24 protein-coding genes are annotated in these 24,856 nt (G+C 65.9%); 8 read left to right on the plus strand and 16 right to left on the minus strand.

Annotated elements, in window-relative coordinates; translation table 11 throughout:
* Positions 1–19: 19 nt before the first annotated feature.
* The 13 genes from Pla123a_RS10945 to Pla123a_RS11000 all read right to left on the minus strand — a co-directional run bounded on the left by Pla123a_RS10945 (position 20) and on the right by Pla123a_RS11000 (position 12,766).
* On the minus strand, positions 20–526 hold the full coding sequence (locus Pla123a_RS10945) for a hypothetical protein (RefSeq protein WP_146586789.1): 507 nt from the start codon (positions 524–526) through the stop codon (positions 20–22).
* A 24-nt stretch (positions 527–550) separates the two neighbouring features.
* Complete coding sequence (locus Pla123a_RS24995) at positions 551–901, minus strand: hypothetical protein (RefSeq protein ID WP_231956394.1); 351 nt, start codon at positions 899–901, stop codon at positions 551–553.
* 82 nt (positions 902–983) lie between these two features.
* Positions 984–1,532, minus strand: coding sequence for a DUF456 domain-containing protein (locus Pla123a_RS10950; protein WP_146586791.1), 549 nt, complete (start codon positions 1,530–1,532; stop codon positions 984–986).
* A 38-nt stretch (positions 1,533–1,570) separates the two neighbouring features.
* Positions 1,571–1,993: a hypothetical protein gene (locus tag Pla123a_RS10955; protein WP_146586793.1), complete on the minus strand. Its 423-nt coding sequence runs from the start codon at positions 1,991–1,993 to the stop codon at positions 1,571–1,573.
* Between the two features lie 409 nt (positions 1,994–2,402).
* Positions 2,403–3,386, minus strand: coding sequence for an aldo/keto reductase (locus Pla123a_RS10960; RefSeq protein ID WP_146586795.1), 984 nt, complete (start codon positions 3,384–3,386; stop codon positions 2,403–2,405).
* Positions 3,387–3,655: 269 nt separating this feature from the next.
* Positions 3,656–4,954 carry a coproporphyrinogen-III oxidase family protein gene (locus Pla123a_RS10965; protein WP_146586797.1) on the minus strand — a complete coding sequence of 433 codons (1,299 nt, stop codon included), beginning with the start codon at positions 4,952–4,954 and terminating at the stop codon, positions 3,656–3,658.
* Between the two features lie 314 nt (positions 4,955–5,268).
* Positions 5,269–6,291 (minus strand): outer membrane protein assembly factor BamB family protein, encoded by a 1,023-nt coding sequence (locus Pla123a_RS10970; RefSeq protein ID WP_197527869.1) that lies wholly within the window; start codon positions 6,289–6,291, stop codon positions 5,269–5,271.
* 379 nt (positions 6,292–6,670) lie between these two features.
* Positions 6,671–7,795 (minus strand): iron-containing alcohol dehydrogenase, encoded by a 1,125-nt coding sequence (locus Pla123a_RS10975; protein ID WP_146586800.1) that lies wholly within the window; start codon positions 7,793–7,795, stop codon positions 6,671–6,673.
* A gap of 217 nt (positions 7,796–8,012) precedes the next feature.
* Complete coding sequence (locus Pla123a_RS24600; protein ID WP_197527870.1) at positions 8,013–8,273, minus strand: endonuclease domain-containing protein; 261 nt, start codon at positions 8,271–8,273, stop codon at positions 8,013–8,015.
* A 92-nt stretch (positions 8,274–8,365) separates the two neighbouring features.
* Positions 8,366–9,784 carry an aldehyde dehydrogenase family protein gene (locus tag Pla123a_RS10985; protein WP_146586802.1) on the minus strand — a complete coding sequence of 473 codons (1,419 nt, stop codon included), beginning with the start codon at positions 9,782–9,784 and terminating at the stop codon, positions 8,366–8,368.
* Between the two features lie 127 nt (positions 9,785–9,911).
* Positions 9,912–10,508: a hypothetical protein gene (locus Pla123a_RS10990; protein WP_146586804.1), complete on the minus strand. Its 597-nt coding sequence runs from the start codon at positions 10,506–10,508 to the stop codon at positions 9,912–9,914.
* Between the two features lie 235 nt (positions 10,509–10,743).
* Complete coding sequence (locus Pla123a_RS10995) at positions 10,744–12,030, minus strand: citrate synthase (RefSeq protein ID WP_146586806.1); 1,287 nt, start codon at positions 12,028–12,030, stop codon at positions 10,744–10,746.
* A 421-nt stretch (positions 12,031–12,451) separates the two neighbouring features.
* A complete protein-coding gene (locus Pla123a_RS11000) occupies positions 12,452–12,766 on the minus strand; it encodes a hypothetical protein (RefSeq protein WP_146586808.1) in 315 nt (104 codons plus the stop codon).
* Between the two features lie 365 nt (positions 12,767–13,131).
* On the opposite strand from Pla123a_RS11000, the gene Pla123a_RS11005 reads away from it, so the two are divergent.
* A complete protein-coding gene (locus tag Pla123a_RS11005; protein WP_146586810.1) occupies positions 13,132–13,350 on the plus strand; it encodes a hypothetical protein in 219 nt (72 codons plus the stop codon).
* Positions 13,351–13,358: 8 nt separating this feature from the next.
* Here Pla123a_RS11005 and Pla123a_RS11010 read toward each other — a convergent pair whose 3' ends face one another.
* A complete protein-coding gene (locus Pla123a_RS11010) occupies positions 13,359–14,858 on the minus strand; it encodes a serine/threonine-protein kinase (protein ID WP_146586812.1) in 1,500 nt (499 codons plus the stop codon).
* A gap of 53 nt (positions 14,859–14,911) precedes the next feature.
* Positions 14,912–15,784 carry a methylenetetrahydrofolate reductase [NAD(P)H] gene (gene metF, locus Pla123a_RS11015; RefSeq protein WP_146586814.1) on the minus strand — a complete coding sequence of 291 codons (873 nt, stop codon included), beginning with the start codon at positions 15,782–15,784 and terminating at the stop codon, positions 14,912–14,914.
* Between the two features lie 258 nt (positions 15,785–16,042).
* Here metF and Pla123a_RS11020 point away from each other — a divergent pair, with 258 nt between their 5' ends.
* The 4 genes from Pla123a_RS11020 to Pla123a_RS11035 all read left to right on the plus strand — a co-directional run bounded on the left by Pla123a_RS11020 (position 16,043) and on the right by Pla123a_RS11035 (position 21,534).
* Positions 16,043–17,086, plus strand: a complete 1,044-nt coding sequence (locus Pla123a_RS11020; protein ID WP_146586816.1) for a diguanylate cyclase domain-containing protein — start codon at positions 16,043–16,045, stop codon at positions 17,084–17,086.
* Positions 17,087–17,274: 188 nt separating this feature from the next.
* Positions 17,275–19,473 (plus strand): alpha-glucan family phosphorylase, encoded by a 2,199-nt coding sequence (gene glgP / locus Pla123a_RS11025; RefSeq protein WP_146586818.1) that lies wholly within the window; start codon positions 17,275–17,277, stop codon positions 19,471–19,473.
* 52 nt (positions 19,474–19,525) lie between these two features.
* A complete protein-coding gene (locus tag Pla123a_RS25270) occupies positions 19,526–20,215 on the plus strand; it encodes an RHS repeat-associated core domain-containing protein (RefSeq protein WP_146586820.1) in 690 nt (229 codons plus the stop codon).
* A gap of 644 nt (positions 20,216–20,859) precedes the next feature.
* Entirely contained in the window at positions 20,860–21,534 is a 675-nt protein-coding gene (locus Pla123a_RS11035; protein ID WP_146586821.1) for a transposase, read from the plus strand.
* Positions 21,535–21,569: 35 nt separating this feature from the next.
* Here Pla123a_RS11035 and Pla123a_RS11040 read toward each other — a convergent pair whose 3' ends face one another.
* Positions 21,570–22,955: a Gfo/Idh/MocA family protein gene (locus Pla123a_RS11040; protein ID WP_231956395.1), complete on the minus strand. Its 1,386-nt coding sequence runs from the start codon at positions 22,953–22,955 to the stop codon at positions 21,570–21,572.
* A 659-nt stretch (positions 22,956–23,614) separates the two neighbouring features.
* Between Pla123a_RS11040 and Pla123a_RS11045 the strand changes: the two genes are divergently transcribed.
* The 3 genes from Pla123a_RS11045 to Pla123a_RS11055 all read left to right on the plus strand — a co-directional run bounded on the left by Pla123a_RS11045 (position 23,615) and on the right by Pla123a_RS11055 (position 24,720).
* Entirely contained in the window at positions 23,615–23,818 is a 204-nt protein-coding gene (locus tag Pla123a_RS11045; protein ID WP_146586825.1) for a hypothetical protein, read from the plus strand.
* Positions 23,819–23,831: 13 nt separating this feature from the next.
* Complete coding sequence (locus tag Pla123a_RS11050; RefSeq protein ID WP_146586827.1) at positions 23,832–24,374, plus strand: hypothetical protein; 543 nt, start codon at positions 23,832–23,834, stop codon at positions 24,372–24,374.
* A 160-nt stretch (positions 24,375–24,534) separates the two neighbouring features.
* A complete protein-coding gene (locus Pla123a_RS11055; RefSeq protein WP_146586828.1) occupies positions 24,535–24,720 on the plus strand; it encodes a hypothetical protein in 186 nt (61 codons plus the stop codon).
* The last annotated feature ends 136 nt before the right edge of the window (positions 24,721–24,856 follow it).

The following is a 24,856-nucleotide window of genomic DNA, read 5'->3' on the forward strand; positions in this document are numbered from 1 at the left end:
CCGGGACCGCTGTCGCGAATCAATCACCGGGGTCGGTGTCGCGTCGCCAACGGCGGCGAACCACACCGATGGCTATCCACAGGGCCCCGATGGGCATGCCGATCGCCAGGGCTGTCAGCCACAGCGCGGTGCTTCCGCCCTGCGGGCCGTTGGCGGCGATCAGCGCGAAGCAGCCAACGAACAGCGTGCCGAACAGCCCAATCGCCAGCAACAGGTAGACCCCAACCGCCGTCAGCAGTGAGCCGCCAATGTACGCCGCCTTCTGCGCACTGCTGGTCGGCAGCCCGAGCTTCGCCCGGCGTTTGAACACCAACAGCGAGCGGACCGCCACCGGGACCGACACGATGGTCACCAGCACCCCGGCGCCCGGCTCGTACGCCCAGGCGCCGAAGTTGAGCGCCACCAGCGCGGTTAGGCCGAGCAGGTCGAGGATCGAGAAGCGAGAGAACTTGGCTTCCGGCGACGCCGCCGGCGACTCGTACGGGTTGCGGGGTGCTTCGGGCGTTGAATCGTCGTCTTGGCTCATGTTCTCGCCTCGCAAGAGTGAGACCTACGCCGCAGGCGGTAGCGGCGACCGCTTGGGTCTTCGCAACCATGACCATACCACGAAACCGACCACCGCAGCTGCCGCGCCGCCGCCAACCCAACACCACCAACGCCAGTACTCGGCCCGCGCAGCCCAGCGATTAGGATCTTCGCCAGCGTTCTGAGCATGATAGCGGTTTAGGTCAGCAATGGCTGCTTCGGCGCCCAGAGGGAAACAGACACAGCAAAACGAAATCGAGGAAGCGAGCAGCGTCAACGCGATCGCCGCCGGCAGGCGGAACCGACGGGTGACGCGGTCGATCGGCGCTGCGTCCGATCCTGGCGACTCGTACGGATTGTCTTGCGTCTCGGTCATGTCGCTAGCGAAGAGGAGAAGGCCGCACGCCACAATTGGACCCCGTGGCAGCGCCGCGGTCTAGCTCAGTGGCCGTCGCCGGCTAGTCTGGCGGGCGATTCGCCGCCTTGTCCTCTGCCTCTACGTCTTCCTGCCAACGCGTTCGGATGACCTTCAAGCTCAGCCAGCCGCCGGTCAACAACGCGCCCAGGCCGAGCAGCAAGAACAGCGTCACGTTCAGCGGCGTTTCCCGCGGACCGCTGCCACAAACCGCCACAATCCCCGAGTAGAACCCAAAGAACAGCCACGCGGCAAAGAACGCCGTCAGCATGAGGTAGATCCCGATCGCCGCCATCGTCGAGCTGGCGATGAACCCAACCTTCTTGCCACGGGAGGTCGCGAGCCCCCGCCGCTCCCGACCGCGAAACAGCATCAGCGAGCGGATCATCACCGGGATCGCCACCAGCCCGATCAGGATCCCGACGCCCGGCGAGATCGCGACCCCGACCAGTGTCGCGCCGAGCGCGACGGCCATATACAGCGATTCAAACGCCCCCGAGGGGGCCTCGCCCGCAGCGGGCGAGTCGTCCGCCTGCGGCGACTGGTACGGGTTCGGCTCGTCGTCGTGGGGCGGCGGTGTGGCTTCGCTCATTCGACCCGATCATCTGCCATGGTTGGGGACGCCATTTTCTACTCGCAGGTTGTATCACGTTCCCAGCGGCGGCCTACCCAGCGGCTTGTCAGATCCGTGACGCCCAGCAGCCCCATCAACGGAAACAATGCCAGGCCGACGAGCCGCAGCCGCTCGGCGGCGCTGACCGGGCTCTTAGCGAGATTCCCCACCGACACCATCGCCCCAACCCAGACGACAACACCAAGGTACACGAGCAGCACCACGCCGAGTGACGTGAGCAGCAGCGACGACTTCCGTTGGACACTGGTCGGCAGGCTTCTTTCTGCCCGCCGCTGCAGGGCCAGCAGCGTACGACCGGCGACCGGAACCACTAGCATCATCACCACCGTGCCCCAGCCCTCGTGGTAGGCGAAGCCGTCGCACACTACGGCGGTCGCTGCCGTCAGGAACATCAGGTCGAACAGCGTGAAGCGAGCCATGGCAGTCGACTTGCGGGGTTGGGTCGTCTGCCTTTAGCCGGCAGTGCTTCTCCGGCTGCCGATGGATTACCTCCAGCGGAGAACGAGGCGGCGGCGGCGGTCCGCGGGGCGTCCGACGGATGTAATCCGTCGGCTACTGAGCCTATCGTACCGCAAGCACGGTCACGGATGCAGCACGAACACACGAGTCGGAAAGGGGGACTGGCTCGACGCCCAACAGCGGTCGGAACCCGCCAGGGATCCTCGCCGGCGTCGTGCCTGTCCCCGTTTTCGACGGACCACCGTTGCGCCACGCTTGAAAAAGGGACAGGCACGCAGCCGCGGCTACGTCCGACTTAATCGCGATCACGCGCCGCGCGGTTGCGAGCCAGTCCCCTTTTCAAGCTCACCGCTGCTTCCAAACGTGATCTCAATCGTAGATCGGGCAGAACGTGTTGAACGCGTCCTCGCAGAACGTCCCGGGGTCGTTGAAGCGGCGGTTCTGGTTGAGCTCGGCGATCCGCTGCATCTGGTCGGCGGTGAGCTCGAAGTCGAAGATCGCGAAGTCCTCCTCCAGCCGCTCCGGGTTGGACGTCTTGGGGATCACGGCCGTGCCGCGCTGCACGCCCCACCGCAGCAGCACCTGGGCCGGCGACTTGCTGTGCCGGGCGGCGATCTCCTTGACCGTGCTGTGGTCCAGCAGCGACTCCCCCTCGCCCGCCATCCCCAGCGGCACGTACGACGGCGAGCCGAGCGGGCTGAACGCGGTGACCGTGATGTCGCGTTCGCGGGCGAAGCGGACCAGCCGCTCCTGCGTCAGCAGCGGGTGCAGCTCCACCTGCAGCACGTCGGGCCGGATGCGGGCGTAGTTCATCAGGTCGTGCAGCAGGGCCGTGTTGTAGTTGCAGACGCCGATGTGCCGGGTCAGCCCGGCGTCGACGAGCGACTCCATGGCGGCCCAGGTCTCGTGCAGGGGGGTCGCGTCGAACTCCATGGCGGGCTCGTCGGCTTCCGGGTCGAAGAACCAGCCGGGCGGGTACCGCTTGTCGAACGGCACAAACTGCTGCGCGATCGGGAAGTGGATCAGGTACAGGTCGAGCGAGTCGAGTTTCAGGTCGGACAGCGTCCGCTCGATGGCGGGCCGGACGTGCTCCGGCGCGTGGTAGGTGTTCCACAGCTTGGAGGTGATCCAGAGGTCCTCCCGCTTACACAGCCCGTCGGCCAGCGACTGCTCGAGCGCCGCGCCGAAGGCGGGCTCGTTGCCGTAGTCGCACGCGCTGTCGAAGTGCCGGTAGCCGAGCTCGATTGCCCGGCGTACGATCGGGCCGAGCTTCTCGTCTTCAAGTTTCCAGAGTCCGAGGCCAATCGCCGGGAGCTGCCCGCCGCTGGCCAGAGTGAAGGTTTCTGCTGACATGGTTCGATCCGTGATGTCGGGGGTGCGGTGGCGAGGCCGGGTTCATTAGAGCACAACGGCCGCGGCTGGGGCGCCACTGGCGCCCATAGGCGCAACCACAAGGGAGCGTCAGCGACCGGTGCTCCCCTCCCTAACCCTCCCCACGAGGGGGAGGGGAGACGCTGCAAGCCCGATCGAGATGGCGTGGCGCTATCGCTCGCCAAGCTATCCCCCGGCAGAGCCGGGGGCTACGAGCGGTCCGGATGACGCGCCGCAGTTGCGGCGCCGCCCTACGTGTACCGCACGCCCTGGTGCTCGGCCTCAAAGAACGCCGGCAGCAGGCCGTCGACACGCAGCAGGCCGGCGCGGGTCAGCTCGATGCGGTCGCCGTTGACCGTCAGCCAGCCGTGGTCGGTGAATTCCTTCCAGGCGCCCTCCCACAGCGACGTGATCTCCACGCCGAACTTGTCGCGGAAGTAGCCGGCGTCGAGCCAGCCCTTCTTGAGCTGCAGGATCATCTCCCGCACGAGGGCCTGGTGGTCGGTGATCGTCAGCGCCCGAGCGAGCGGCAGCTTGCCCTCTTCGAGGTTGCCGCAGTACTCTTCCCACTCGGGGTGGTTCTGGTAGTGCACCCCGCCGACGTGGCCGAAGCTGGCGATGCCGGTGGCCAGCAGGTCGGAGCCGCGCCACAGGTTGTCGCGGTAGCTGAACTTCACGTCGGGCGTCTTGACCATGGTGTAGGCGCTGCTGACCGAGTAGCCCTGCTCGGTAAACTGGTCGAACGCCCAGTCGACCCACTCACGCTTGAGCGGCCAGTCGGCGACCGGGGTCTCGATCTGGCCGCCGAGGATGTCCTTCGAGTAGACGGTGTTGAACGGCAGCTCCATCTGGTAGATCGTGACGCTGTCGGGCGCCATGTCGAGCGCCTTCTTCACGGCGTCGCGCCAGGTCTCCCAGGTCTCGCCGACCATGCCGGCGATCAGGTCGATGTTGACGCTGTCGAAGCCGGCGGCCTGGATCCACGGGTAGACCTTGTACACCTCGGCCGACAGGTGCGCGCGGCCGTTGGCCTCGAGGATGGCGTCGGTGAAGTGCTCGACGCCGAGGCTCAGCCGCGTGACGCCGATCTCGCGGAGCGTGTTGACCTTGGCCTCGCTGAGGGTGCCGGGCTCGCACTCGAACGTGACCTCCTCGGCCAGCGACCAGTCGATGTTCGCCCGCAGCCGGTCGACCAGCCGGTTGAGCTGGCGGCTCGACAGGTACGACGGCGTGCCGCCGCCGAAGTAGACGAAGCGGAACGGCCGCTCGCCCATCACCGGCTGCTGGCTGACGAGCTCGATCTCGCGGGACAGGGCGGCGAGGTACCGCTCGATGTTCTCCGCGTTCTTGTCGGTGAACACCTTGAAGTAGCAGAACTTGCACCGCTTGCGGCAGAACGGGATGTGCAGGTACAGCCCCAGCGGCACGTCCGCGGGCGGGCTGGCCATGGCCGCCTCGATCTCGGGCACGTGGTCGGTCGACCACTGTGAGAACGGCGGGTAGTTGCTGATGAAGTAGCTGCCGACGTCGGTTTTGGTGGATTCTGCCATAGGGGCATTCTAACCGCTGGGGCCACGATCGGCTAATCGCGCAAGACGCAACAGAGCCGTATCAGCACTCGCTTTTCAGGCGAATTTGGCGAGGTTGCCGCAGCGTCAGTCGCGGCACAAGATGTCCCCCTCCCCGGCAGGGGGAGGGGTTAGGGGAGGGGGTGGACGACCATTGACGCTTCACGTCCCCTGCTGTGGTTTCGCATTCGATGCAATCGTTCGGCGCCCCCTGTCCCCAGCGCCGCCCCCTCCCCTAGCCCCTCCCCCGCGAGCGGTGGAGGGGGATTCTGTTGTGCGAACCGGCCAACGGGGCGCTAGGGACTCTTCGCCCCGAAGCAGTACACCACGCCGTCGTCGTTGGCGATCAGCAACTTGTTGCCGACCACCGCCGCCGGGGCGATGAACGAGCCGCCGGCGTTGTACTGCCACGACTCGTCGCCGGTGGCGAGGTCGAGCAGCAGCAGGCGGCCGCGGCTGGTGGCCACCACGACGCGGTCGCCGACAATCACCGGCGAGGCCTCGACGCGGCTCCGCGTGGGGACGTCCCACAGCGGCTGGCCGTCGGCCGGGTTGAGCGCGAACACCTCCTTGGCCTGCGTCGCGTAGACGACCGCGTTCTCTGCGACCGCGGCCGCGGTGCGGATGCCGGACGCCCGGCTGGGGTTGTTGAACTGCCACGCCTCGGCGAGCTGATCCTTGGCGTCCATCGCGTAGAACGCGCCCCCCTCGGTGCCGAAGTACGCGCGGCCGCCGAGCGAGGCGGCGCTGTTGCCGGTCTGCGAGCCGATGTCGACGCTGCCCGTTTCTTTGTGGGTCGACGCGTCGATCGCGTGCAGCTTGGCGTCGCAGCCGGCCAGCAGGATGCGGCCCTCGGCGACGGTCGGCGAGCACCGCAGCGGCGCGTCGATCGAGAACTCCCACTGCTTCTCGCCGCTCGCCAAGTGGAAGGCGAGCAGTGCGCCGGCCTCGGTAGTGACCAGCGCGGCGCCCTGGTAGATCGTCGGCCCGGCGTTGACCTCGGCGTCGGCGTCGGCCTGCCAGAGCTCCGCGCCGTCCTTGGTCGACAGGCAGCGGACCAGGCCGTCGATGTCGGCGACGATCAGCTTGTCCCCTTCGACCGCCGCCGAGGAGATAAAGATGGCGTCGTCGAAGGCCTTGGTCCACACCTGCTGGCCGTCGGCGACACGGATCGCGTGCACGGCGCCGCCGGCGTCGGCGATGTAGGCGACCCCGCCCACCGAGACCGGCGTCGCCTCGAACGCGTCGTCGGCCTTGTACTCCCACAGCAGCTCCGGCTCGGCCGGCAGCTTGGCACTCGACGCGCCCGTGCCGGCCAAGTCACCGCGCTCGAACGGCCATTCCGCGGCCGACGCTGAGTGAGCGAATACGAAACCAACGAGCGCTAGCGCGAACGCCCCTCTGTAGCACGGCTCTCGGAGCCGTGACGCCAACCTGTTACGCAAGCTTGAATTGGGGACTGGCTCTCGACCGCAAAGAAATCGACGCTCGCGGTTGAGGCGTGACTGCGGTCGCGTGCCTGTCCCCGTTTCATGCGGGCCACTCGAATGGTCCGTCGAAAAAAGGGGACCGGCACGAAGCCCACGGGCCGAAGGATGCTTCCATCCGATATCGCGTTTCGAGCCAGTCCCCATTTTTCGACTAGCCGGTGCGCGGAATGCGTGGTTCATGGATGCTCGTCGCCTGGGGAAGGAAGAATCAGAACGCCGCCTCGTACAGCGCCCGGTAGTCGTCAGCGGTCATCTGGACAGGATTAAAATTGCCGGTCCACTGCGTGGCGGCCTGCGTGGCGAGCTCGGGGAGCTTGGCGCGGTCGACGCCGAGCTCTGACAGCGTCGACGCCAAGCCGGCCTCGGAAAGAAGACGACCGAGCAATGTCGCCAGACCCGCCGCGTCGCCGGCGTCAATCACGTCGTACGCCGACCGGGCGTCGTCGCAGTGGGCCGCGTTGTGCGAAACAACATGCGGCAGCATCATGCCGACCGCCTGGCCGTGGACGATTCCGTAGGTCGCCGTGAGCGGGTTCGCCAGCGCGTGCGCGGCGCCGAGCATCGAGTTCTCGATCGCGAACCCGGCGAAGCTCGCGCCCTGCTGCATCAGGCCACGGGCCTGAAGATCGGTCGGGTCGGAGATCACCCGCGGGAATCCCTGCGAGAGGAGCCGCCACGCCTCGCGGCTGAACGCGTGCGACACCTGGTTGCGTTTCTTGGTGACGAGCGTCTCGAGCGTGTGGGCGATGGCGTCGATGCCCGTTAGGGCGGTGACCATCGGCGGCTGCGTGAGCGTCAGCTCCGGGTCGAGGATCGCCAGGCGGAAGGCGGCCCGCTTGTCGCCGCAGGCCATCTTGGCGTGGGTCTCGACGTCGGAGATCAGGGCGAACGATTGGGCCTCGCTGCCGGTGCCGGAGGTGGTCGGCACGGCCGCCATCGGCAGCATTTCGGCGGTCGCCTTGCCGACCCCCCAGTAGTCCTGCATCCGGCCGCCACACGAGTAAACGAAGTTGATCCCCTTCGCGCAGTCCATGCTGCTGCCGCCGCCGATCGCGACAATCACGTCGGGCCGGTAGTCCTTGGCGACCGCTACACCGGCGTCGACGTTGTCGGTGGTGGGGTTCTCCTGCACGCCGTCAAAGACGAGCGTCTCGAACCCGGCGGCCTGCAGGTGGTCGACGCCCCGCTGGGTGTGCCCCGCCTGGATGATGCCGGGATCGGAGACCACCATCGCCCGCCGCGCGCCAAGCCGGGCGACGAGATCACCCAACTCTTGGATCCGTCCGGGGCCGAAGAGCGTGCGGGTGGGGCAGTGGAAGTCGAAGGGGAGCATTTGTGGGGGAGTCGCAGATGTGGATTTTAGGCGGGCGGTGGGGCGATGCTCCGGCGAAGCGGGAGCGAGGCGATCATCCCCCTCCCCCTGGTGGGGAGGGGCTAGGGGTGGGGGGCTGCCCCACTGGTTGCTCTTGCGCCGCTATCCAAATGGCCTCGATAACAGCGTCCACATCGTCACTCACGTCGAAGTTCCAATACCGGAGCACACGGTAGCCCTACGTTCGTAGCCACGCTGACCGTTGCTCACCGTACTGCCGCTTGGCAGGATCGTTGTGCTGACCTCCATCGAGCTTGACAATAATTCTTCGGTCGAAGCAAGCAAAGTCAACGATGTAGGCGCCGATCGCCGCCTGGCGGCGGAACTTCAGGCCACCCAGTTGCCGACGCTGCAAGCCTCGCCACAGCAGGCGTTCTTCCTCGGTCATCTCACAACGCAGCTTGCGGGCGAAATCGCGCTGGTTGCGGTCGCGGTACATCTTCACCCCTCCCCTAGCCCCTCCCCATCAAGGGGAGGGGGACTGTCGGCTCACCCCCGCTGCGCGGGGGCATCGCGATCGCCAGCCACCCGCTACGCTACCTGCACCGCGCGGTTGCGGTACAGGAACTCAATCAGGTTGCCCTCGTGCGGCTGCAGCCAGTCGACCTGCGGGGTCGGGATCGGGCCGAGGTTCAGGCGGTCGATGTCGGTGGAGTCGATCAGGTCGGCGCGGAACGACTCGTCGTTGGTCACCGCGGTGCCGATCAGGGTCGTGCCGATTGCCGACAGCATCTTGTTCTGCGGGCACTCGACCACGCTGACCGCCGGGAACATGTACTCCTTGTTGGCGGCCGGCGCCTCGGGGCTGGCGCAGTGCAGCACGACCGGCCGCAGGTAGGCGACCGGCGACTTCTCGACCAGCCGCTCGCCGTACTTCTCGGTCATGTGCGTGGTTTGGGGGTCCTTGATGTCGGCCTCGAGCGCGGCCCAGATGGCCGGGCCGGCGCCGGGGATCGTGAACGCCGCCAGCTCTGCCTTGGGGTCCTCGGGCGGGAGGACCTCGATCGGCCCGAGCCGCTCGGCGAGCGCCGCGGCGATCTCCTTGGTGTGCCGCGAGGCGTAGATGCTGCTGCAGTTGATGCAGCTGCGACCGCCGTTCTTGAGCACGCTTTCGGCCATCATGTCGAGGTGGTCCTCCCACTGGTCGACGCAGTCGTCGCCAAGGAGGATCTTGCTGTAGCCGGGGCCGTGCGGCTGCACCCGGGGGTTGCCCTCGTACTGCTGGATCGTCTGGGGCCCGCCGAAGATCATGCTGCGGCGGCAGCTCGCCAGGATCGCGCCGCCTATCTCGGCTCCCGCGCCCGGGTACAAGCAGAACGCCTCGGCGGGGATGCCGGCCTCGACCATAGCAGAGTAAACCCGGTAGGGGGTCCACGGTTCCGATGAGCCCGGCTTGAGCACCAGGCCCATCTGCAGGGCGACGACCGGCAGCCACAGCGTGTGCACGCCGGGCGAGTTGCTGGGGAGCACGGCGCCGAGCGCGTCGCACTGCGCGGCGTAGCTCACCGTGACCCCGCGGCCCTCCTCGCCGTAACCGCGGGCCAGGATGTTCAGGTCCAGGCCGCGGGTCAGGCACTCGAGCACCTTCTCCAGGTTCTTCAGCATGAAGGCGTTCTTCGAGACGTTCGCCTCGCACATGCTGACCGGCATGCCGGTGGTGGCCGACTGCTGCTGGATGAAGTCGGCCGGGCTCTGCTGCGAGTCGCCGACCGTCAGCGTGCCCGACTCGAACAGCTCGCCCGCCTGGCGGCACTTGGCGATCAGCTCGGCCGGCGACATCGCCTGCAGCGCCCGGCGGGCGTTCTTGGCCTTTTTGGCGTCGCGGCGGATGATGCCGGCGCCCACCGTGTGCACGCGGGCGATGGGCTCGCCGGTGTAGAAGTGCGAGACCTCGTCAACCTCGAGGGATTCGTAGGGCTCGCCCCAACGAATTGCTGGCAGCTCAATCATCTGGATCCGGTAGGGGGCAGGAGAATAGAGGCGGGCGGCCCGCAATTGCGGACGCTCTCGCATTCTACCGGGATCCTAGGCGCGGTGGAACAGACCGCCCACCCGCCGCATTGACGCAGCCTGCCCGCTACCGGAGGGTCGTGCCGATCATGCTGCGGGCCTGCTCTTCGGAGGAGTCGCCCAGCGCGGAGTGGATGACGAGAAAGTAGCTGTACCGCGAGGACGACACCGGCAGCTGGAAGTAGTCGTGGAACGTCAGGCCCTCGCGCGAGGTCTTCATCGTAAAACGCACGCCCGGCTGGCGTTTCCCGCGGACGGTCAGGGTCGCCGAGCCGCGGCTCAGGTCGGACACGTCCGACAGCCCCTCGTAGAACTCCGCCATGTGGTCGGTGAGGAAGCTGAGGGTGGTGCTCTTCGCCTTGCGGTGCACGGTGATCTGGCAGGTCTTGCCCTTGAGCATCCACGACGCCGACTCGGGGTCGCCCGCGCTCGCGCTGCTCAGCAGCGTGAAACTCGACGGGTAGCTGAACGAGAAGCTGTCGACACTGAGCTTCTTCGCCGGGCGGCGGACGACCTTCACGGGGACGTCGCGCCCGTTGATCCGCACGGTGCTGGTGACCCCTTCGGCCACCAGGTGCTTGCTGCGGCCGATCGTCAACTCGATCTCCGACGGGATGACCTCGTAGCCCTCGGGCGCGGCGACCGCTTCGGGTGCGAGGAGCATGACGCCGAAGCAGCACAGCCAGAATTGTCGCATACAGCCCCCGGGGAGAACGTCCGCCAATTGCACACCGCAAGCATAGCGTACGCATCCCCGGACTCGCCGGGCGTGTGGGAACCTGCACCCGTTTGCGTCGGCCGCACAGGCTGAACAGGCCGCAGGCGCAGCGCTGCTGGCGCGTCCGTCCCGCAAGGACCTGGTCGACGTGCCGCCAGGCAGGCGGGCGCAGGGCAGCGGCCTAGCGCTGCTCGATCGGCACCACGGCCCGCTCCTGCGGGCCGGTGTAGATCTGACGGGGGCGGCAGATCTTCTTGCCGGGGCTGCGCCGCATCTCGAGCCAGTGGGCGATCCAGCCCGGCAGGCGGCCGATGGCGAACATCACGGTGAACATCTCGACCGGGATGCCGATGGCGCGGTAAATGACGCCGGAGTAGAAGTCGACGTTCGGGTAGAGCTTCCGCTCGATGAAGTACTCGTCGGACAACGCGGTGTCGGCCAGCTGCTTGGCGACGTCGAACATCGGGTCGTCGATGCCGCGTTTGGCGAGCAGCTTCTCGCAGCTCGCCTTGATGATGCGGGCGCGGGGGTCGAAGTTCTTGTAGACGCGGTGGCCGAAGCCCATCAGGCGGAAGTTGTTGCTCTTGTCCTTGGCCATGTCGACGTACTTCTTGACGTCTCCGCCGTCGCGGACAATCCGTTCGAGCATCGCGACACAGGCCTCGTTGGCGCCGCCGTGCAGCGGGCCCCACAGGGCGCAGATGCCGGCCGAGATGCTGGCGAACAGGTTGGCGTCCGACGAGCCGACCATCCGCACGGTGCTGGTGCTGCAGTTCTGCTCGTGGTCCGCGTGGACGATCAGCAGCAGGTTGAGCGCCTCGACAAAATCGGGGTCGATCTCGTACGGCTCGCTGGGGACCGAGAACATCATCTGCAGGAAGTTCTCGCAGTACGACAGCGAGTTGTCCGGGTAAACAAACGGCTGGCCGACCGACTTCTTGTGCGAGTAAGCGGCGATGGTCGGCAGCTTGGCCAGCAGGCGGTGGATCGTCGTGTCGACGACCTGCGGGTCGGTCAGGCTGACCAGGTCCTGGTAGAAGGTGGAGAGCGCGCCGACCACCGAGCTGAGGATGGCCATCGGGTGGGCGTCGCGGGGGAAGCCGTCGTAGAAGATCCGCAGGTCCTCGTGCAGCAGCGAGTGCCGCCGCAGCGAGTTGCGGAAGTCTTCAATCTGAGCGTTCGTCGGCAGCTCGCCGTAGATCAGCAGGTAGGCGACCTCGACAAAGTCGCACTTGGCGGCCAGGTCCTCGATCGGGTAGCCGCGGTAGCGGAGGATCCCCTGCTCGCCGTCGAGGAAGGTGATGTCGCTGGTGGTCGAGCCGGTGTTGACGAAGCCCTCGTCGAGGGTGACGAGCCCGGTCTCCTTGCGGAGCGACGAGATATCGAAGGCTTCTTCGCCCTCGGATCCACGGACTAGGGGCAGGTCTATTTGTTTATCGCTGACGGTCAGCCGACCTACCTCACCCATCGAGGACTCCTTCGTTTATGTCGCTAGAAATTCGTGCCGCACGTTGAACTAAGGTCGCGGGGGCCCGTCTGCTGAGCGCCCCGCGCTGAGCCGGTAGTGTAACCGGTTCGCGTGCGGGTCAGCAATCGCCTGCCCCGCGATCCTGCAAGATCTCGCCCGAGTGGCGGCGCGGTTTTGCGGGGGCGGCGCTGCCGATTGGGCCGACGGCGGGGACGAGCAAACGCGGCGGGCAGCACCGCCAAGAGGCCCCGGCCTCAACGGCGCGTCCGGGGTGTTTATGCCCGGCGGACGCGCCGTCTCGTGGCCAAGTGGCAAAGCCGACCAAACATCGCTTGCGCCGTTCCGGCCGGCCGTCGATTGCGGCCAGATTTATCAAGAATCCTCTGGCGGTCGCTCCGGTTGCAGCGGATAGAGCCGCTGGTTAGGCCGCCCGACGCTCGCTGCCGACTGCCAGGCCCGGTCGACAGCGGCCCACGTAGGCCACCGCCCGGCAATAGACGCACGGCAGCACCACCCGCATCCCACACCCAGGGCACCGCGAGTAGTTCGGCAGCAGCTCTGCCGAGTCGCTGCCCGAGTGGGCCTCCGGGGCGACCCCGACGCCCGCCCGGCTGCCGTTGGCGATGCGATCCACGATCGCCCGGCTGGCGCCCACCTGCCGGGCGATCTCGCGCCGCGAGAGGACGCCTTCTCCCAAGAGCCGTTCGATTTCACCCACAACGTAAGGACGCAGCATTGCTAGATCCTGGGAAAATAGGGGGGGAACAGGGGAATCGGTGCCGCCCAGCGGCGCTTGCCTTGGACGAATAGTGTACACCCGAACACCACTTCGCGTCATACTAGCATTTTCTACCGCCGTCTTCCAGCACTAATCGCCAAAACGAGCGGGCTATTTATGCCACCTCTGTGCGATCCCTGGGCCATGAGACGATCCCCTGCCAAGCGCCCCGCGGGGCCGTCCGTGACGGTTGCGACGACCCTGCCGGCGGGCCCCGCCCCCCTCGATTCAGCGCTTCGGGCGAGACGATGAGAAGCAACAGTGTCGACTTCTAACCCGCGTCGCACACGGAGGCTGCGAACCCCCAGCCCAAGAGCCCTTCCTTGCCGTACAGCCTGCTGCAATCGATCCTAGGCGCCGCGTTCTTCGCCGTATGGGCGTTCATCGCCGCAACGATGCTGCGCGACAAGCTCAGCGAGGCCCGGGCACGCCGTCTGCCGGATCGGCACTCGCCGAACCTCCCGAGCGGCCCGCACCGGCGGAGCGAGCGGAAGCGGCGTCGGCAGCGCTCCAAGAGCGACGAGGCGGTCGCTGGGGTGTAGCGTGGCGGCTAGGGCGACGGCTGCTCGGCAAACTGCCGGGCGTCAAGCCGATTGAGGGCCTCGTCGTACATCTGAGAGAGTTGCGGCTCGAGGGATTCGAACTCGGCGCGGTAGTCGGGGTCGAACCAACCGACCGTCTCGCGGGCCTGGTCCCAGTAGTCCATGCCGACAAACGCGATGGTGAGCCCGGCGGCGGCGAAGTTTCGCACCGCGACGTCCGACGCGCCGGCCATGTCGTACAGCCGCAGGCAGACGTCGCGGGCCGACTCGTAGCGTCCTTCTTTCAGGCTCCACCGCGCGAGCCCTTGATCGGCCATCATCTCGTGCAGGATGTCGAGGTCTGAGAAGTTCTGTTTGACGGCCAGCCAGGCCGCCTCGGTGTCGACCTGCTTGGCGTGGAACAGCTGGCTGAGGACGTCGTCCTTAACGGCGACCGGCGCGCGCTGCTTCGGGAGCAGCGGAGCGGGCTGGGTCGCCATGGCGATGAGCCCCCCCGCCAGCAGCATCAACACCACGATCGCGGCCCCGCGTCCCCAGCCTGAGCGGGCGGGCGAGAGCCTGGCGGCCTGCTTCATCAGCGTGTCGAGCTGCTCGGTGGCGGCGTGCCCGCCGCCGCGGAGCGCGTTGAGGTCGATGGAGGTCCAGTGCTCGGGGCCGTCGGCCCAGCCCTCGTCGGCCGCGACGCGGGCGAGGTCGCGGAGGTCGGCCACCAGTTCGCCGGGCGTCTGGTAGCGGTCGCCGGGCGCCTTGGCCATCAGCTTCTCGACCACCTGCGACAACCTGACCGGCATGAGCGGGTCGTTGTCCGCAAGCGGGGCGGCGCGGTTGTTGAGGTGCTGCACCGCGACGGCTAGCGGCGTGTCGCCGCGGAACGGCGGCTCGCCCGCCAGCAGGTGGTAGGCGGTGACGCCGAGCGAGTAGAGGTCGCTCCGCACGTCGACCGGGCGGCCCTCGATCTGCTCGGGGCTCATGTACAGCGGCGTGCCCATCGTCACGCCAACCTGGGTCAGCTGCTGCTGCGACGGGACCGCCAGGCGGGCCAGCCCGAAGTCGGCCACCTTCAGCTCGCCGCTCTGGGTCAGCATCAGGTTCTCGGGCTTGATGTCGCGGTGCACGACCCCGCCCTCGAGCGCCTTGTGCAGAGCCGCGGCGCTCTGGCGGAGGATGTCCAGCACCAAGCCGGGCTGCAGCCGCCCCTGCTGCTGGGCCAGCTCGCCGAGGTTCTTGCCCGCGACGTACTCCTGCGCAATAAAGTGGGCGTCGGCGTCGCGGCCGACCTCGTAGACCTGCACGATGTTGGCGTGCACCAGCTGGGCGGCGCTCTTGGCCTCGTGCTGGAAGCGGCTGACGTAGGTGGCGTCGCTGGCGAGGTCGGACTTGAGGATCTTCAGCGCCACCTGCCGGCTCAGCGAGAGCTGCTCGGCCAGGTACACGTCGGCCATGGCGCCGCGGCCCAACCGCCGCAGCACCTGATAGTCGCCAATCTGCTGGCCGGTGTAGTCTTGCAAGAAGCTGAACGGTTAGAGGATGCGCGGGCGCCCACGACCTTGCCTACGGGGCGTCACCCCGGCAGGTTCACGCTTTGCAGCACCCGCGAGGCGGCCTCGGACTTGTTGAGCACGTAATAATGGATGCCGGGCACGCCCTGCTCAATCAGTTCAACCGTCTGGGCGGTCGCGATTTCTACGCCGGCCTCGAACTGGGCCTGGTCGTCGTCGCCGGCGGCCTCGAGCTTGGCGACCAAATCTGCGGGGAGCCGGGCGCCGCAGAGCGAGGTGATCCGCTTGATCTGGGCCGTGTTGGTGATCGGCAGCAGCCCCGGCACGATCGGCACATCGACGCCCAACCGCTGGCAGTCGTCGCGGAAGCGGAAGAAGTCCTGGTTGTCGTAGAACAGCTGCGTGATGACCGCGTCGGCCCCGGCGTCGACCTTCCGCTTAAGGTTCTCGAGGTCGGCCTCGCGGCTGGGCGCTTCCTGGTGCACCTCAGGGTAGCCCGCCACCGCGACGCCGAGGTCGGGGAAGTCGCTGCGGATCATGGCGACCAGCTCGTTGGCGTAGGCGAACCCGCCGGCGGTCTGCTCGAACCGCTCGGCGCCCTGCGGTGGGTCCCCGCGCAGGGCGACGACATTCTGAACGCCGGCAGCCTGGGCCTCGCCGAGGTAGCCGCGGAGCTCATCGGCCGTGGCTCCGACGCAGGTCAGGTGGGTCGCGACCGCGACGCCGAAGTCGCGGCGCACCCGGGAAACGATCTCGAGGGTCTTCGACTGGGTCGAGCCGCCGGCCCCGTAGGTGCAGGTCACGTAGCTCGGCCTGAAGGCCATCAGCCGCTCGACATGCTCGAGCAGCGTCTGCTCGCCCTTGTCGGTTTTAGGGGGGAAGAGCTCGAAGGAGAGCCCCAGCTTGTCGGGTCCGTAGGCCGCGGCGATGGTCATTGTCGTGTCTGCATCCTCTGGGGAGTCGGCGGGGTAAAGGGGCGGCGGGGTCCACGGCGGACAGATTTTATCAGCGGACAGATTATATCAGTCGTGTCGGCCCTCAGGCAGTGGAGCCGGCCCAGACGGAATATCCGGTCCCGCCGGCGCCAGGGCTGCCGCAACCGGGGGGAAGCAGGCCGGGCGCCCCGGCTCCTGCGTCCTAGCCTGTGTTAGTGGCCCCATCCGCATCCCACCCCCGCCACCCACTGGAAGACCGTGTCGCCTACTGTCCTAATCACCGGAATGCTGCTCGGCGTCCTGCAGCTTGCTGTCGGGATTGCTGTCGGTTACTGGATCGCCGGGTCGAAGAAGTCGGCGTCGACCACCGAGGACGACCGGCGCCGGGCCCAGCGGCTGGCGGGCGAGCTCCGCACCCTCACGGCCGACCTGTCGGCCGAGGCCAGGCGCCAGGGCGAGCAGCTCGAACGCGTCGACGATCGGCTGCAGTCGGAGTCGCGGGCGCTGTCGATCTCGCCGGAAGACAACCCACTGACCGCGCTGGTCAGCGGCGTGATCCGCGAGATGCTGCAAGCGAACCAGCAGCTGCAGCAGCGGCTGATGACCGCGGAACTGGAGGTCGAATCGCAGGCCGCCGAGATCGCCGAGCACCTGCACACCGCCATGACCGACCCGCTCACCGAGCTGCCGAACCGCCGCGCGATGGACGACCACCTCAGCATGCGGGCGGACGCCTGGCGCAAGCACAAGACGCCCTACTCGGTGGTGATGCTGGACGTCGACCACTTCAAGCAGTTCAACGACACCCACGGCCACGCCGCCGGCGACGAGGCGCTCAAGACGATCGCCTCCGCCCTCCGCGAGGCGCTGCGTCAGCACGACGTCGTGGCCCGCTACGGGGGTGAGGAGTTCGCCCTGATCCTGCCGCACACCTCGCTCCAGACCGGGCAGTCCGCGGTGCACAAGGCGATCCAGTCCGTGCGGGCCACCACGGTTAAGGTAGGCGGGCAGTCCATCCCGGTCACCGCCAGCGCGGGGCTCGCTAGCATTGCGGCCGGCGAACGGATTGAGTCGCTGATGTCCCGCGCCGACCAGGCGCTGTACGCCGCCAAGCAGGCGGGCCGCAATCAGGCCTGGCTGCACGACGGGGCCGTCACGGCCCCCCTATCCCCCCCGGATAGCGAACCGCAGGCCGCGGTAACGCCGCCCGAGCTAAACGCCGACCTAAAGGACGCGTGCTCGGCCCTCACCGACCGGCTGGGGAGCCTGCTCAACCCGGATTCGGTGGGCGTCGGACCCTGAGCCGTTGGGTCCTTCCCATTGCTTCCGAATTGATTACCCTTATAGTCGCATCCGCGGCTGATGCTGGTTATCGCAACTACCTACAGCCGCCTTGCCTGCGAATAGTTGGATCGCAGTCCGTTGCTTCCCCCCGGGGAAGGTCCTTAGCCAAGGCGGCTATCAACTTCGAATAAGTGAGAGGGATCGTTATGAGTCGTGCCGAAGCCGCAGCGCCGAGTGTGGAACGTGCAAACTGGACGGAGGTCACCCCCGAGACCCTCTACGCAAAGCTGACGACCGTCGCCCGCAACCTGTGGTGGAGTTGGCACCCCGAGGTAGTCTCGCTGTTCCGCGACCTCGACCCGGTCCGCTGGCGGCAGCTCGACCACAACCCGATCGCCCTGCTGTCGGAGATGACGCCGCAGCAGGTCGCCGACCGCGCCAACGAGATGGTGCTCTACACCCGCATCAACCAGGCGCACCGCCGGCTCAAGGACTACCTTTCCAACACGACCCACACCTGGGGCGCCCGCCACGCCGGCGTCCTCGGCGCCAAGCCGGTGGCGTACTTCTCCGCCGAGTTCGGCATCCACGAGTGCGTGCCGATCTACTCCGGCGGCCTCGGCGTGCTGTCGGGCGACCACATCAAGAGCGCCAGCGCGCTCGGCGTGCCGCTGGTCGCGATCGGCCTGTTCTACGACCAGGGCTACTTCCGCCAGCACCTCGACGGCGACGGCTACCAGCAGGAAGAGTACGTCGACACCCGCGTTGAGAACCTGCCGATGGAGCCGGCGGTCGGCAAGGACGGCGAGCCGATCACCGTCACGATCGACACCCGCGACGGCAAGCTGCTCGCCAAGGTGTGGCTGATGCGGGTCGGCCGCATCAACCTGTACCTGCTCGACTGCGACGTCGAGGGCAACAGCCCGCAGGACCGCCAGCTCACCTCGCGTCTGTACGGCGGCGACCGCCGCACCCGCATCCGCCAGGAGATGGTGCTGGGGGTCGGCGGTGTGAAGGCGCTCAAGGCGCTCGCCATCGACGCCGGCGTGTACCACCTGAACGAGGGCCACAGCGCGTTCGCCCCGCTCGAGGTGATCCGCGAGGTCATGGAGCACGACGGCCTGTCCTTCGACGACGCCCTCCGCGAAGTCGCCCAGAAGACCACCTTCACCACCCACACCCCCGTGCCCGCCGGCCACGACCGCTTCGAGGCCGACCTGATCGAAGAGCACCTCGGACCACTCCGCGACTCGCTCGGCATCTCGCACGACCAGCTGATGGGCCTCGGCCGGGTCGAGCCGCAGAACGAGCAAGAGACCTTCTGCATGACCGTCATCGGCCTCAAGCTGTCACGCAAAGCGAACGCCGTGAGCTCGCTGCACGGGCAGGTCTCGCGCCGCATGTGGGCCCACCTCTGGCCCTGGCGGGTCGAGGAAGAGGTGCCGATCGGCCACATCACCAACGGCGTGCACGTGGCGAGCTGGCTCGCCCAGCCGATGCGGCAGCTGTACGACAAGATCCTGCCCGCCGACTGGGGCTACCGGCAGGGCGAGGACGAGGCCTGGCAGAACATCTACAACGTCGACCCGGGCGAGCTGTGGGAAACCCACAACGCGCTCAAGAGCCGGCTGCTGGAGTTCGTCCGCCGCCGCATGAGCCGCCAGTGCCGCCGCCGCAACGAGGACGAGTCGCGCATCGAGGCCGCCCGCAACGTGCTGGACCCGAGCGCCCTGACGATCGGCTTCGCCCGCCGGTTCGCCACCTACAAGCGGGCCGACCTGTTCCTCCGCCAGCTCGACGCGATCGCCGAGCTGATCAACGACGTCAACCGCCCGGTGCAGTTCATCTTCTCCGGCAAGGCCCACCCGGCCGACGAGGGGGGCAAGAGCTTCATCAAGCGGATCGCCAACCTGCGGAACGACCCCAAGTTCGCCGGCCGCATCGTGTTCCTCGAGGACTACGACATCAACGTCGCCCGGCACCTGGTGCAGGGCGTCGACGTCTGGCTCAACAACCCGCGTCGCCCGCTGGAGGCCTCCGGCACCAGCGGCATGAAGGCGGTGCTGAACGGCGGGCTCAACTGCTCGATCCTCGACGGCTGGTGGGCCGAGGCCTACAACGGCCAGAACGGCTTCGCCATCGGCAACGGCACGCAGCACGTCGACGACAACATCACCGACGCCCGCGACGCCGAGGACCTGTTCAACGTCCTCCGCGACGAGGTGATCCCGCTGTACTACGACCGCGACACCGACGGCCTGCCCCACAAGTGGATCGAGTTCATGATCGACTCGATCGTGACGCTCGCCGCGCGGTTCAGCGCGCACCGGATGGTGATCGACTACGTGCGTCACAGCTACGTGCCGGCCGCCGGCGGCCTGTCGAGCGACATGGCCGCGCGTTAGCCGCCCGCCGCCCGCCACCCGGCGCACCAACGAGAACAACGCACCGCCCCGCTTGGCCCCGCCAAGCGGGGCGTTTTTTGTCAACTCCGCTGGTGATATCGTAAACGAGCATCTCTACACCGGAAGACGCACCGACCCAGAGACCGGGTTGCAGTTGAATCGGTATCGGTTCTATCACCAGCAGTTGGGGAGGTGGGTGACGAGGGACCCGATTGGGTATGATGCTGGGAGCAACAATCTTTATGAGTATGTTGGGGGGATGCCAACGTACTATGTTGATCCATCCGGGTTGAGAATTAATTGCGCGAACGTCGGTGGCTCTGCTGGCGGCGGTATCGTGGGGAGCATTACCATTTCGGTTTGTAAAGATGACTGTGGCAATGAGGCAACGGTCTTTTGCTTTGGTGCGGGCGGCGGAGCTGGAGTTGGTGGCGGTATTACTGGCGGTGTCTACAAAGGCTGTCTAAAAGAGGGATGGAGCGATCAGTTCTCAGGGAATGGAACTGTGGGAGTTGTGACAGGGGGAGTGACTGTGACTGGAAACGGTGAAATTCTGGGTGGGGAGTTGGGTTTGGGTGCAGGGGGAGGTGCGACGGGGTGTGTACAGAATTGCTACACCGTAATGAAGCCAAAGCCGCCGACCCCTCCTCCAGGCTGGGTTCCACATCCTGACGGAGGGTTTGTCACGCCTTATCCAGATGGAAGTCTACCGTCGTGGCCTTCGGACGCACCGCGCTTCTGAAATAGTGTTTGCGAGAGGTGATATGGAAGTAGTTCTGTTCATGGCCGCTGCAGGGATTGTTGGGGGGGGCGTAAATTTTTTCTTTCCTGACCAGACAGCACAATTTACGTCGAAGTTCTTGAAGACCTTTGGGCTGTCAGATAGCTACATAGCTGCAGTCACCAATAGAAAATTACTGAAGGCATCAGGAGTGCTTGCTATGATACTGGGTTGTGCGTTAGCAATAGCTGAATTCATTGCTTTACCCTAATGCACATGCTCCCGTAATCCAAACCCACCGAAGTCCCAACCGAACCTAGGCACCGTGGGCAACGTTTAGACGAATACTCGGTCAGAACGAACCTTGGCACCGTGGGCACCGTTTAGACGAACACTCGCACCATGGGCAACGAGTAGACGCAGCAACGTTAAGGCGTTGGAATCGAACCTAGGCACTGTGGGCAACTGGTTGGATTCGTCGGCCTCTTGCGATGGCACCGGTTGGAATCACGGATGCTTGGGTTCCCAGATTCCGAGGTCCGCGTAGACGGGACTCCTGAATCGCTGTTGCGGAGTACCTCGGATGGTACCAGTTACAAACGGGGACGAGAACGGGGACAGGTCCAGTTCTTGACACCACAACGCTGGCGGACTAGCCTCGCGGTATGCCTCGCAACGCCCGCTACGCGCCCGGCGGATACGTCTACCACGTCTTGAACCGGGGCGTTGGCAGGCAGCAGCTGTTCTTCACCGACGACGACTACCTGGCGTTCGAACGCGTGCTCGGCGAGACGCTCGAGAAACGCCCGCTGCGGGTCCTCGGCTACTGCCTGATGCCCAACCACTGGCACATGGTGCTGTGGCCCGAGGCCGACGGCGACCTCGGCGCCTTCATGCAGCGGCTGACGGTCAGGCACGTGACGCGGTGGCAGCGTCATCACCGGCTGGTCGGCCAGGGGCACGTCTACCAGGGCCGCTTCAAGTCGTTCCCGGTCGCGACCGACGAGTACTTCTACCAGCTCATGCGGTACGTCGAACGCAACGCCCTGCGGGCGAACCTGGTCAAGCGGGCCGAGGAGTGGCCGTGGGGCAGCCTGTGGATCCGCAAGCACGGCTCGGCCGAGCACCGGGCGCTGTTGTCAGACTGGCCGCTGCCGCGTCCCCGCAGGTGGGTCGACTACGTCAACCAACCCGCCAGCGACGCCGAGCTCGCCGCGATCCGCCGCAGCAGCCAGCGGGGCTCGCCCTACGGGCCGGCGCCGTGGGTCGGTCAGACCGCCAAGAAGCTGGGCCTCGAGTCGACGCTGCGTTCGCCGGGGCGGCCGAAGAAGACGGGGTAGATGCACTTATTGGACCTGTCCCCGTTTCTTCCTCCTCAGGTCCAATCTCGGGCTGGTCGCGTGCGCATGCGGTTGGCTTGTTCGTCGTTGGTGAAGGCTTCTTGGTCGGGGTCCCAGGCAAGCTTCTTGCCCAGCCGCTGGATGGCGATGTTCCACAAGTGGCAAACGCTGGCCGTTCGGTGCCCCACTTCGACGGGCTCCAAAGGCTCCTCGCGAGTCCTGACGCAGTCCAGGAAATTGCGGACGTGATCGGCGTAAAAGTCGCCCGGCTCTTGAAAGGAACGCGCCGGGTTCGAGACCGGCAAGCGGACCTCGTCGGCGCTCAGCACGGCGGTCTGCAGCGTCTGAGACGATGACCTGAACACGCCCCCGTTGAGGACAAACTCGATCCAGCCCTCGGTCCCCTCGAATCGCACGCCCATGTCCTCGGGGGAACTCTCACACAGCAGCTCCACGCCGTTGGCGTAGCGGGCGCGGAAGCTTGATTCCAGCGCCGTGTTGAACAGGCTGCCTTCAGGCGGCCATTTGGCGCCGATCCCCTCGACCTCGACCGGGCCAGTGAGGCTCGAGTCGTTCCCCCACTGGGCAAGGTCGATCGCGTGCGCGCCCAGGTTCGTGGCCTGCCCGCCCGAGTAGTCGGTGTTGAAGCGGAACTTGTAGATGCACCGTTTCTCGTGGTACGGCGCGGCGGGCGCAGGGCCCAGCCACCGGTCGTAGAGGAAGCCGTCGGGCACGGGCATCGGCTCCCAGCCCGGGCCGGGGCCAACCTTGTTGTTGTAGCCGATGCGGACCCGCATCGACTTCAATTCGCCGATGCGCCCGTTGCGGACCAGCTCGCACGCGTGCCGAGCCCTGCAGTGCGAGCGGTACTGGCTGGCGGTCTGCAGGATGCGCTGGTTTGATCGGACCGCGTTGATCATGTCCCGGCCTTCGCCGAGGGTGAGCGTGAGCGGCTTCTGGCAGAAGATGTCTTTGCCGGCGTTCGCCGCCAGGATGGTCATCGGGGCATGCCAATGGTCCGGCACGACGATCGCCACGGCGTCGATGTCGTCACGAGAGAGGACTTCACGGAAATCGCTGGTCGCGACAACACCTTCGTAGGCGCCTGTTTTCCGTTTGGCGCCGTAGTACTCGTTCGCCATCTGCAGGGCCGGTTCCCGCCCCATGACGGTCACCTCGTCGCGGTAGCCATCGCTGGCCGTGTTGACGTCGCAGATCGCGCGGATCTGGACATCCTCGTTGTTCATGAATACCTTCATGTCAGGGATGCCGCGCGTGCCCAGTCCGATCACGCCGACATTGATGCGGTTGCTGGGGGCGGCTTTGCCAAACACGGAGCTCGGCGCGACATAGGGCGAGCCGGCGGCGACCACGGCGGCGCCGGCGGCCTTCAGGAAGCCGCGTCGATTGGTGGGAAGCAAAGGTACTTCGGAAGAGGCAGGCATGGCGAGTCGGACCTCCGTGGTTAAGACGCATTTCAGGGTTCAACACGATCAGCGGGAGGCCGAACTGAGCCGCCTTATTACCTCCGCTACAAGCTCTGAGCAATCCTCAGGCACGCTTCAGCGATTGTAGCGGAGACGCCCTACGGGTTCCTGGGGAGATGGGCGCCTGGACCAGATCCATTGGAGGACCGGCCGCGGCTCGGGGGATAGAACGCGGGCGGATACGGTGACAGGTTCAGTTCTTAGCCGCCCGTTCTCTGCCTGGTGATTCGCCGGCCCCTATTTGGGAGGGGCAACGGGGACAGGTCCAGTTTTAATAAGGGGGGCAACGGGGACAGGTCCAGTTTTAATAAGGGGGGCAACGGGGACAGGTCCAGTTTTAATAACGCAATTCTTAAGAGCCCCACCCGTAACTGGACCTGTCCCCGTTTGTTCCCGCGGCGCGCAGGCGTCACGACGCGAGTAGCACGACGGCGGCAACCTCGGCTACACTCGATGGCGAAGCGGCGTTGTCTACGTAGGAGCTGGGGCGTGAGTCGTGCCCCTGCCTCGGAGCCGCCGACGCCGCGCGCCACCTGCCGCCGCGTGAGCGCTGGCCTCCCGGCGGAAGCAGAAAACGGTTCCTGACACCTTTATTGCCCTATCGCGACCATTACGCCCGGGATCTGGATTGGGTCGAGCTCGGCATCTGGAGCCTGTATAATGGGATTGACGACGAATTCATCAAGAGCCTCTATGACCGCATTTTGAACCCACGGGGCGGCTGGCGGACCAGTTGGGACTTCGACCTGCCAGATCCATTGGTATTGCCTGACCCGATCGATGACACGCCTGAGTAAAAGGTTGACAAGTATGACTCGGCCAAGAATTTCCGGCGGTAAGTGTTTTGCTCTCCTAGTGCTGGGTGCCTATGGATTCACGATGTTGCCTTTTCTGGGATGCGACAAGATGCGAGAGAAAAAGGAGAGAAAAATGGGGTTTCCCGAAGCTAATTATCCTAAAATGGTATTCTGGGAAAACAGTAGTGAAGTTGGCTTTGTTGAGTTCAATACGTCTAAGCCTGCGGGTCTTGCAGAAGTCTATGTAGAGTTCCCAGATGGTAGTCGACATTTCTTGCCAGACGTGACTGAAGATGTCGTTGCTAAGAATCTGGAGAAAATGATATCTGTAGACCCGAACACCCCAGATACGACATATCGCGATGGTCTGAGTCGCTTTGTGTTTAAGGACGGAAAGCTTCAACGCCTCAAAATTGAGGCAGGCTTAGCCACCTGGAAGATTGCCGCCAAAGAAGAAGGCCCCTATCTTGCTCTGCCGATTTCGAAAGCGGACTTAGTAAAGCACTTTGGCGAACCTGATTCTTGGGATGTCTACGTTCCACCGCGGGTGCCGTGATCGCATTAAGCGTGGACCCTCCTCGCACAATGATTGGTTTGATGCATGGGGTGACTCGACGCGTTGGCAACGCTACAGCCCCGAAGCCTACCGAGCCCAAGCCAACAGCACCCAGGGAGCAGCCTGGAGGCCAGGATTCTTGGGCGCCCAAGGAAATGACATGTTCGGCCAGAACGGCGTGAACTCGCTCTTTGTGCTTGACGTGATCACTTTCTTGCACAACCCGATCCAAAACCGCGTCAAGCAGCCCTGTCGCGACCACTACGCCCGCGACCTGGATTGGGTCGAGCTTGGCATCTGGAGCCTGTACGGTGGGGTCGATGACAAATTCATCAAGAGCCTCTAGGAGGGGCAACGGGGACAGGTCCAGTTTCAATAAACGCAATTCTTAAGAGCCCCACCCGTAACTGGACCTGTCCCAATACTGTTCGGCCCAAGATATGTAGCGTTTGTGGCGTGGGTCTAGAGGAGGAGGGTCGCGT

It is taken from the genome of Posidoniimonas polymericola (assembly GCF_007859935.1).
Lineage (GTDB): Bacteria > Planctomycetota > Planctomycetia > Pirellulales > Lacipirellulaceae > Posidoniimonas > Posidoniimonas polymericola.

Excerpts from the sequence above, each read along its gene's own strand:
- Pla123a_RS10945 (WP_146586789.1), bottom strand. The coding sequence starts at position 526 with ATGAGCCAAGACGACGATTCAACGCCCGAAGCACCCCGCAACCCGTAC.
- Pla123a_RS24995 (WP_231956394.1), bottom strand. The coding sequence starts at position 901 with ATGACCGAGACGCAAGACAATCCGTACGAGTCGCCAGGATCGGACGCA.
- Pla123a_RS10950 (WP_146586791.1), bottom strand. The coding sequence starts at position 1,532 with ATGAGCGAAGCCACACCGCCGCCCCACGACGACGAGCCGAACCCGTAC.
- Pla123a_RS10955 (WP_146586793.1), bottom strand. The coding sequence starts at position 1,993 with ATGGCTCGCTTCACGCTGTTCGACCTGATGTTCCTGACGGCAGCGACC.
- Pla123a_RS10960 (WP_146586795.1), bottom strand. The coding sequence starts at position 3,386 with ATGTCAGCAGAAACCTTCACTCTGGCCAGCGGCGGGCAGCTCCCGGCG.
- Pla123a_RS10965 (WP_146586797.1), bottom strand. The coding sequence starts at position 4,954 with ATGGCAGAATCCACCAAAACCGACGTCGGCAGCTACTTCATCAGCAAC.
- Pla123a_RS10975 (WP_146586800.1), bottom strand. The coding sequence starts at position 7,795 with ATGCTCCCCTTCGACTTCCACTGCCCCACCCGCACGCTCTTCGGCCCC.
- Pla123a_RS24600 (WP_197527870.1), bottom strand. The coding sequence starts at position 8,273 with ATGTACCGCGACCGCAACCAGCGCGATTTCGCCCGCAAGCTGCGTTGT.
- Pla123a_RS10985 (WP_146586802.1), bottom strand. The coding sequence starts at position 9,784 with ATGATTGAGCTGCCAGCAATTCGTTGGGGCGAGCCCTACGAATCCCTC.
- Pla123a_RS10990 (WP_146586804.1), bottom strand. The coding sequence starts at position 10,508 with ATGCTCCTCGCACCCGAAGCGGTCGCCGCGCCCGAGGGCTACGAGGTC.
- Pla123a_RS10995 (WP_146586806.1), bottom strand. The coding sequence starts at position 12,030 with ATGGGTGAGGTAGGTCGGCTGACCGTCAGCGATAAACAAATAGACCTG.
- Pla123a_RS11000 (WP_146586808.1), bottom strand. The coding sequence starts at position 12,766 with ATGCTGCGTCCTTACGTTGTGGGTGAAATCGAACGGCTCTTGGGAGAA.
- metF (WP_146586814.1), bottom strand. The coding sequence starts at position 15,784 with ATGACCATCGCCGCGGCCTACGGACCCGACAAGCTGGGGCTCTCCTTC.
- glgP (WP_146586818.1), top strand. The coding sequence starts at position 17,275 with ATGAGTCGTGCCGAAGCCGCAGCGCCGAGTGTGGAACGTGCAAACTGG.
- Pla123a_RS11035 (WP_146586821.1), top strand. The coding sequence starts at position 20,860 with ATGCCTCGCAACGCCCGCTACGCGCCCGGCGGATACGTCTACCACGTC.
- Pla123a_RS11050 (WP_146586827.1), top strand. The coding sequence starts at position 23,832 with ATGACTCGGCCAAGAATTTCCGGCGGTAAGTGTTTTGCTCTCCTAGTG.
- Pla123a_RS11055 (WP_146586828.1), top strand. The coding sequence starts at position 24,535 with ATGTTCGGCCAGAACGGCGTGAACTCGCTCTTTGTGCTTGACGTGATC.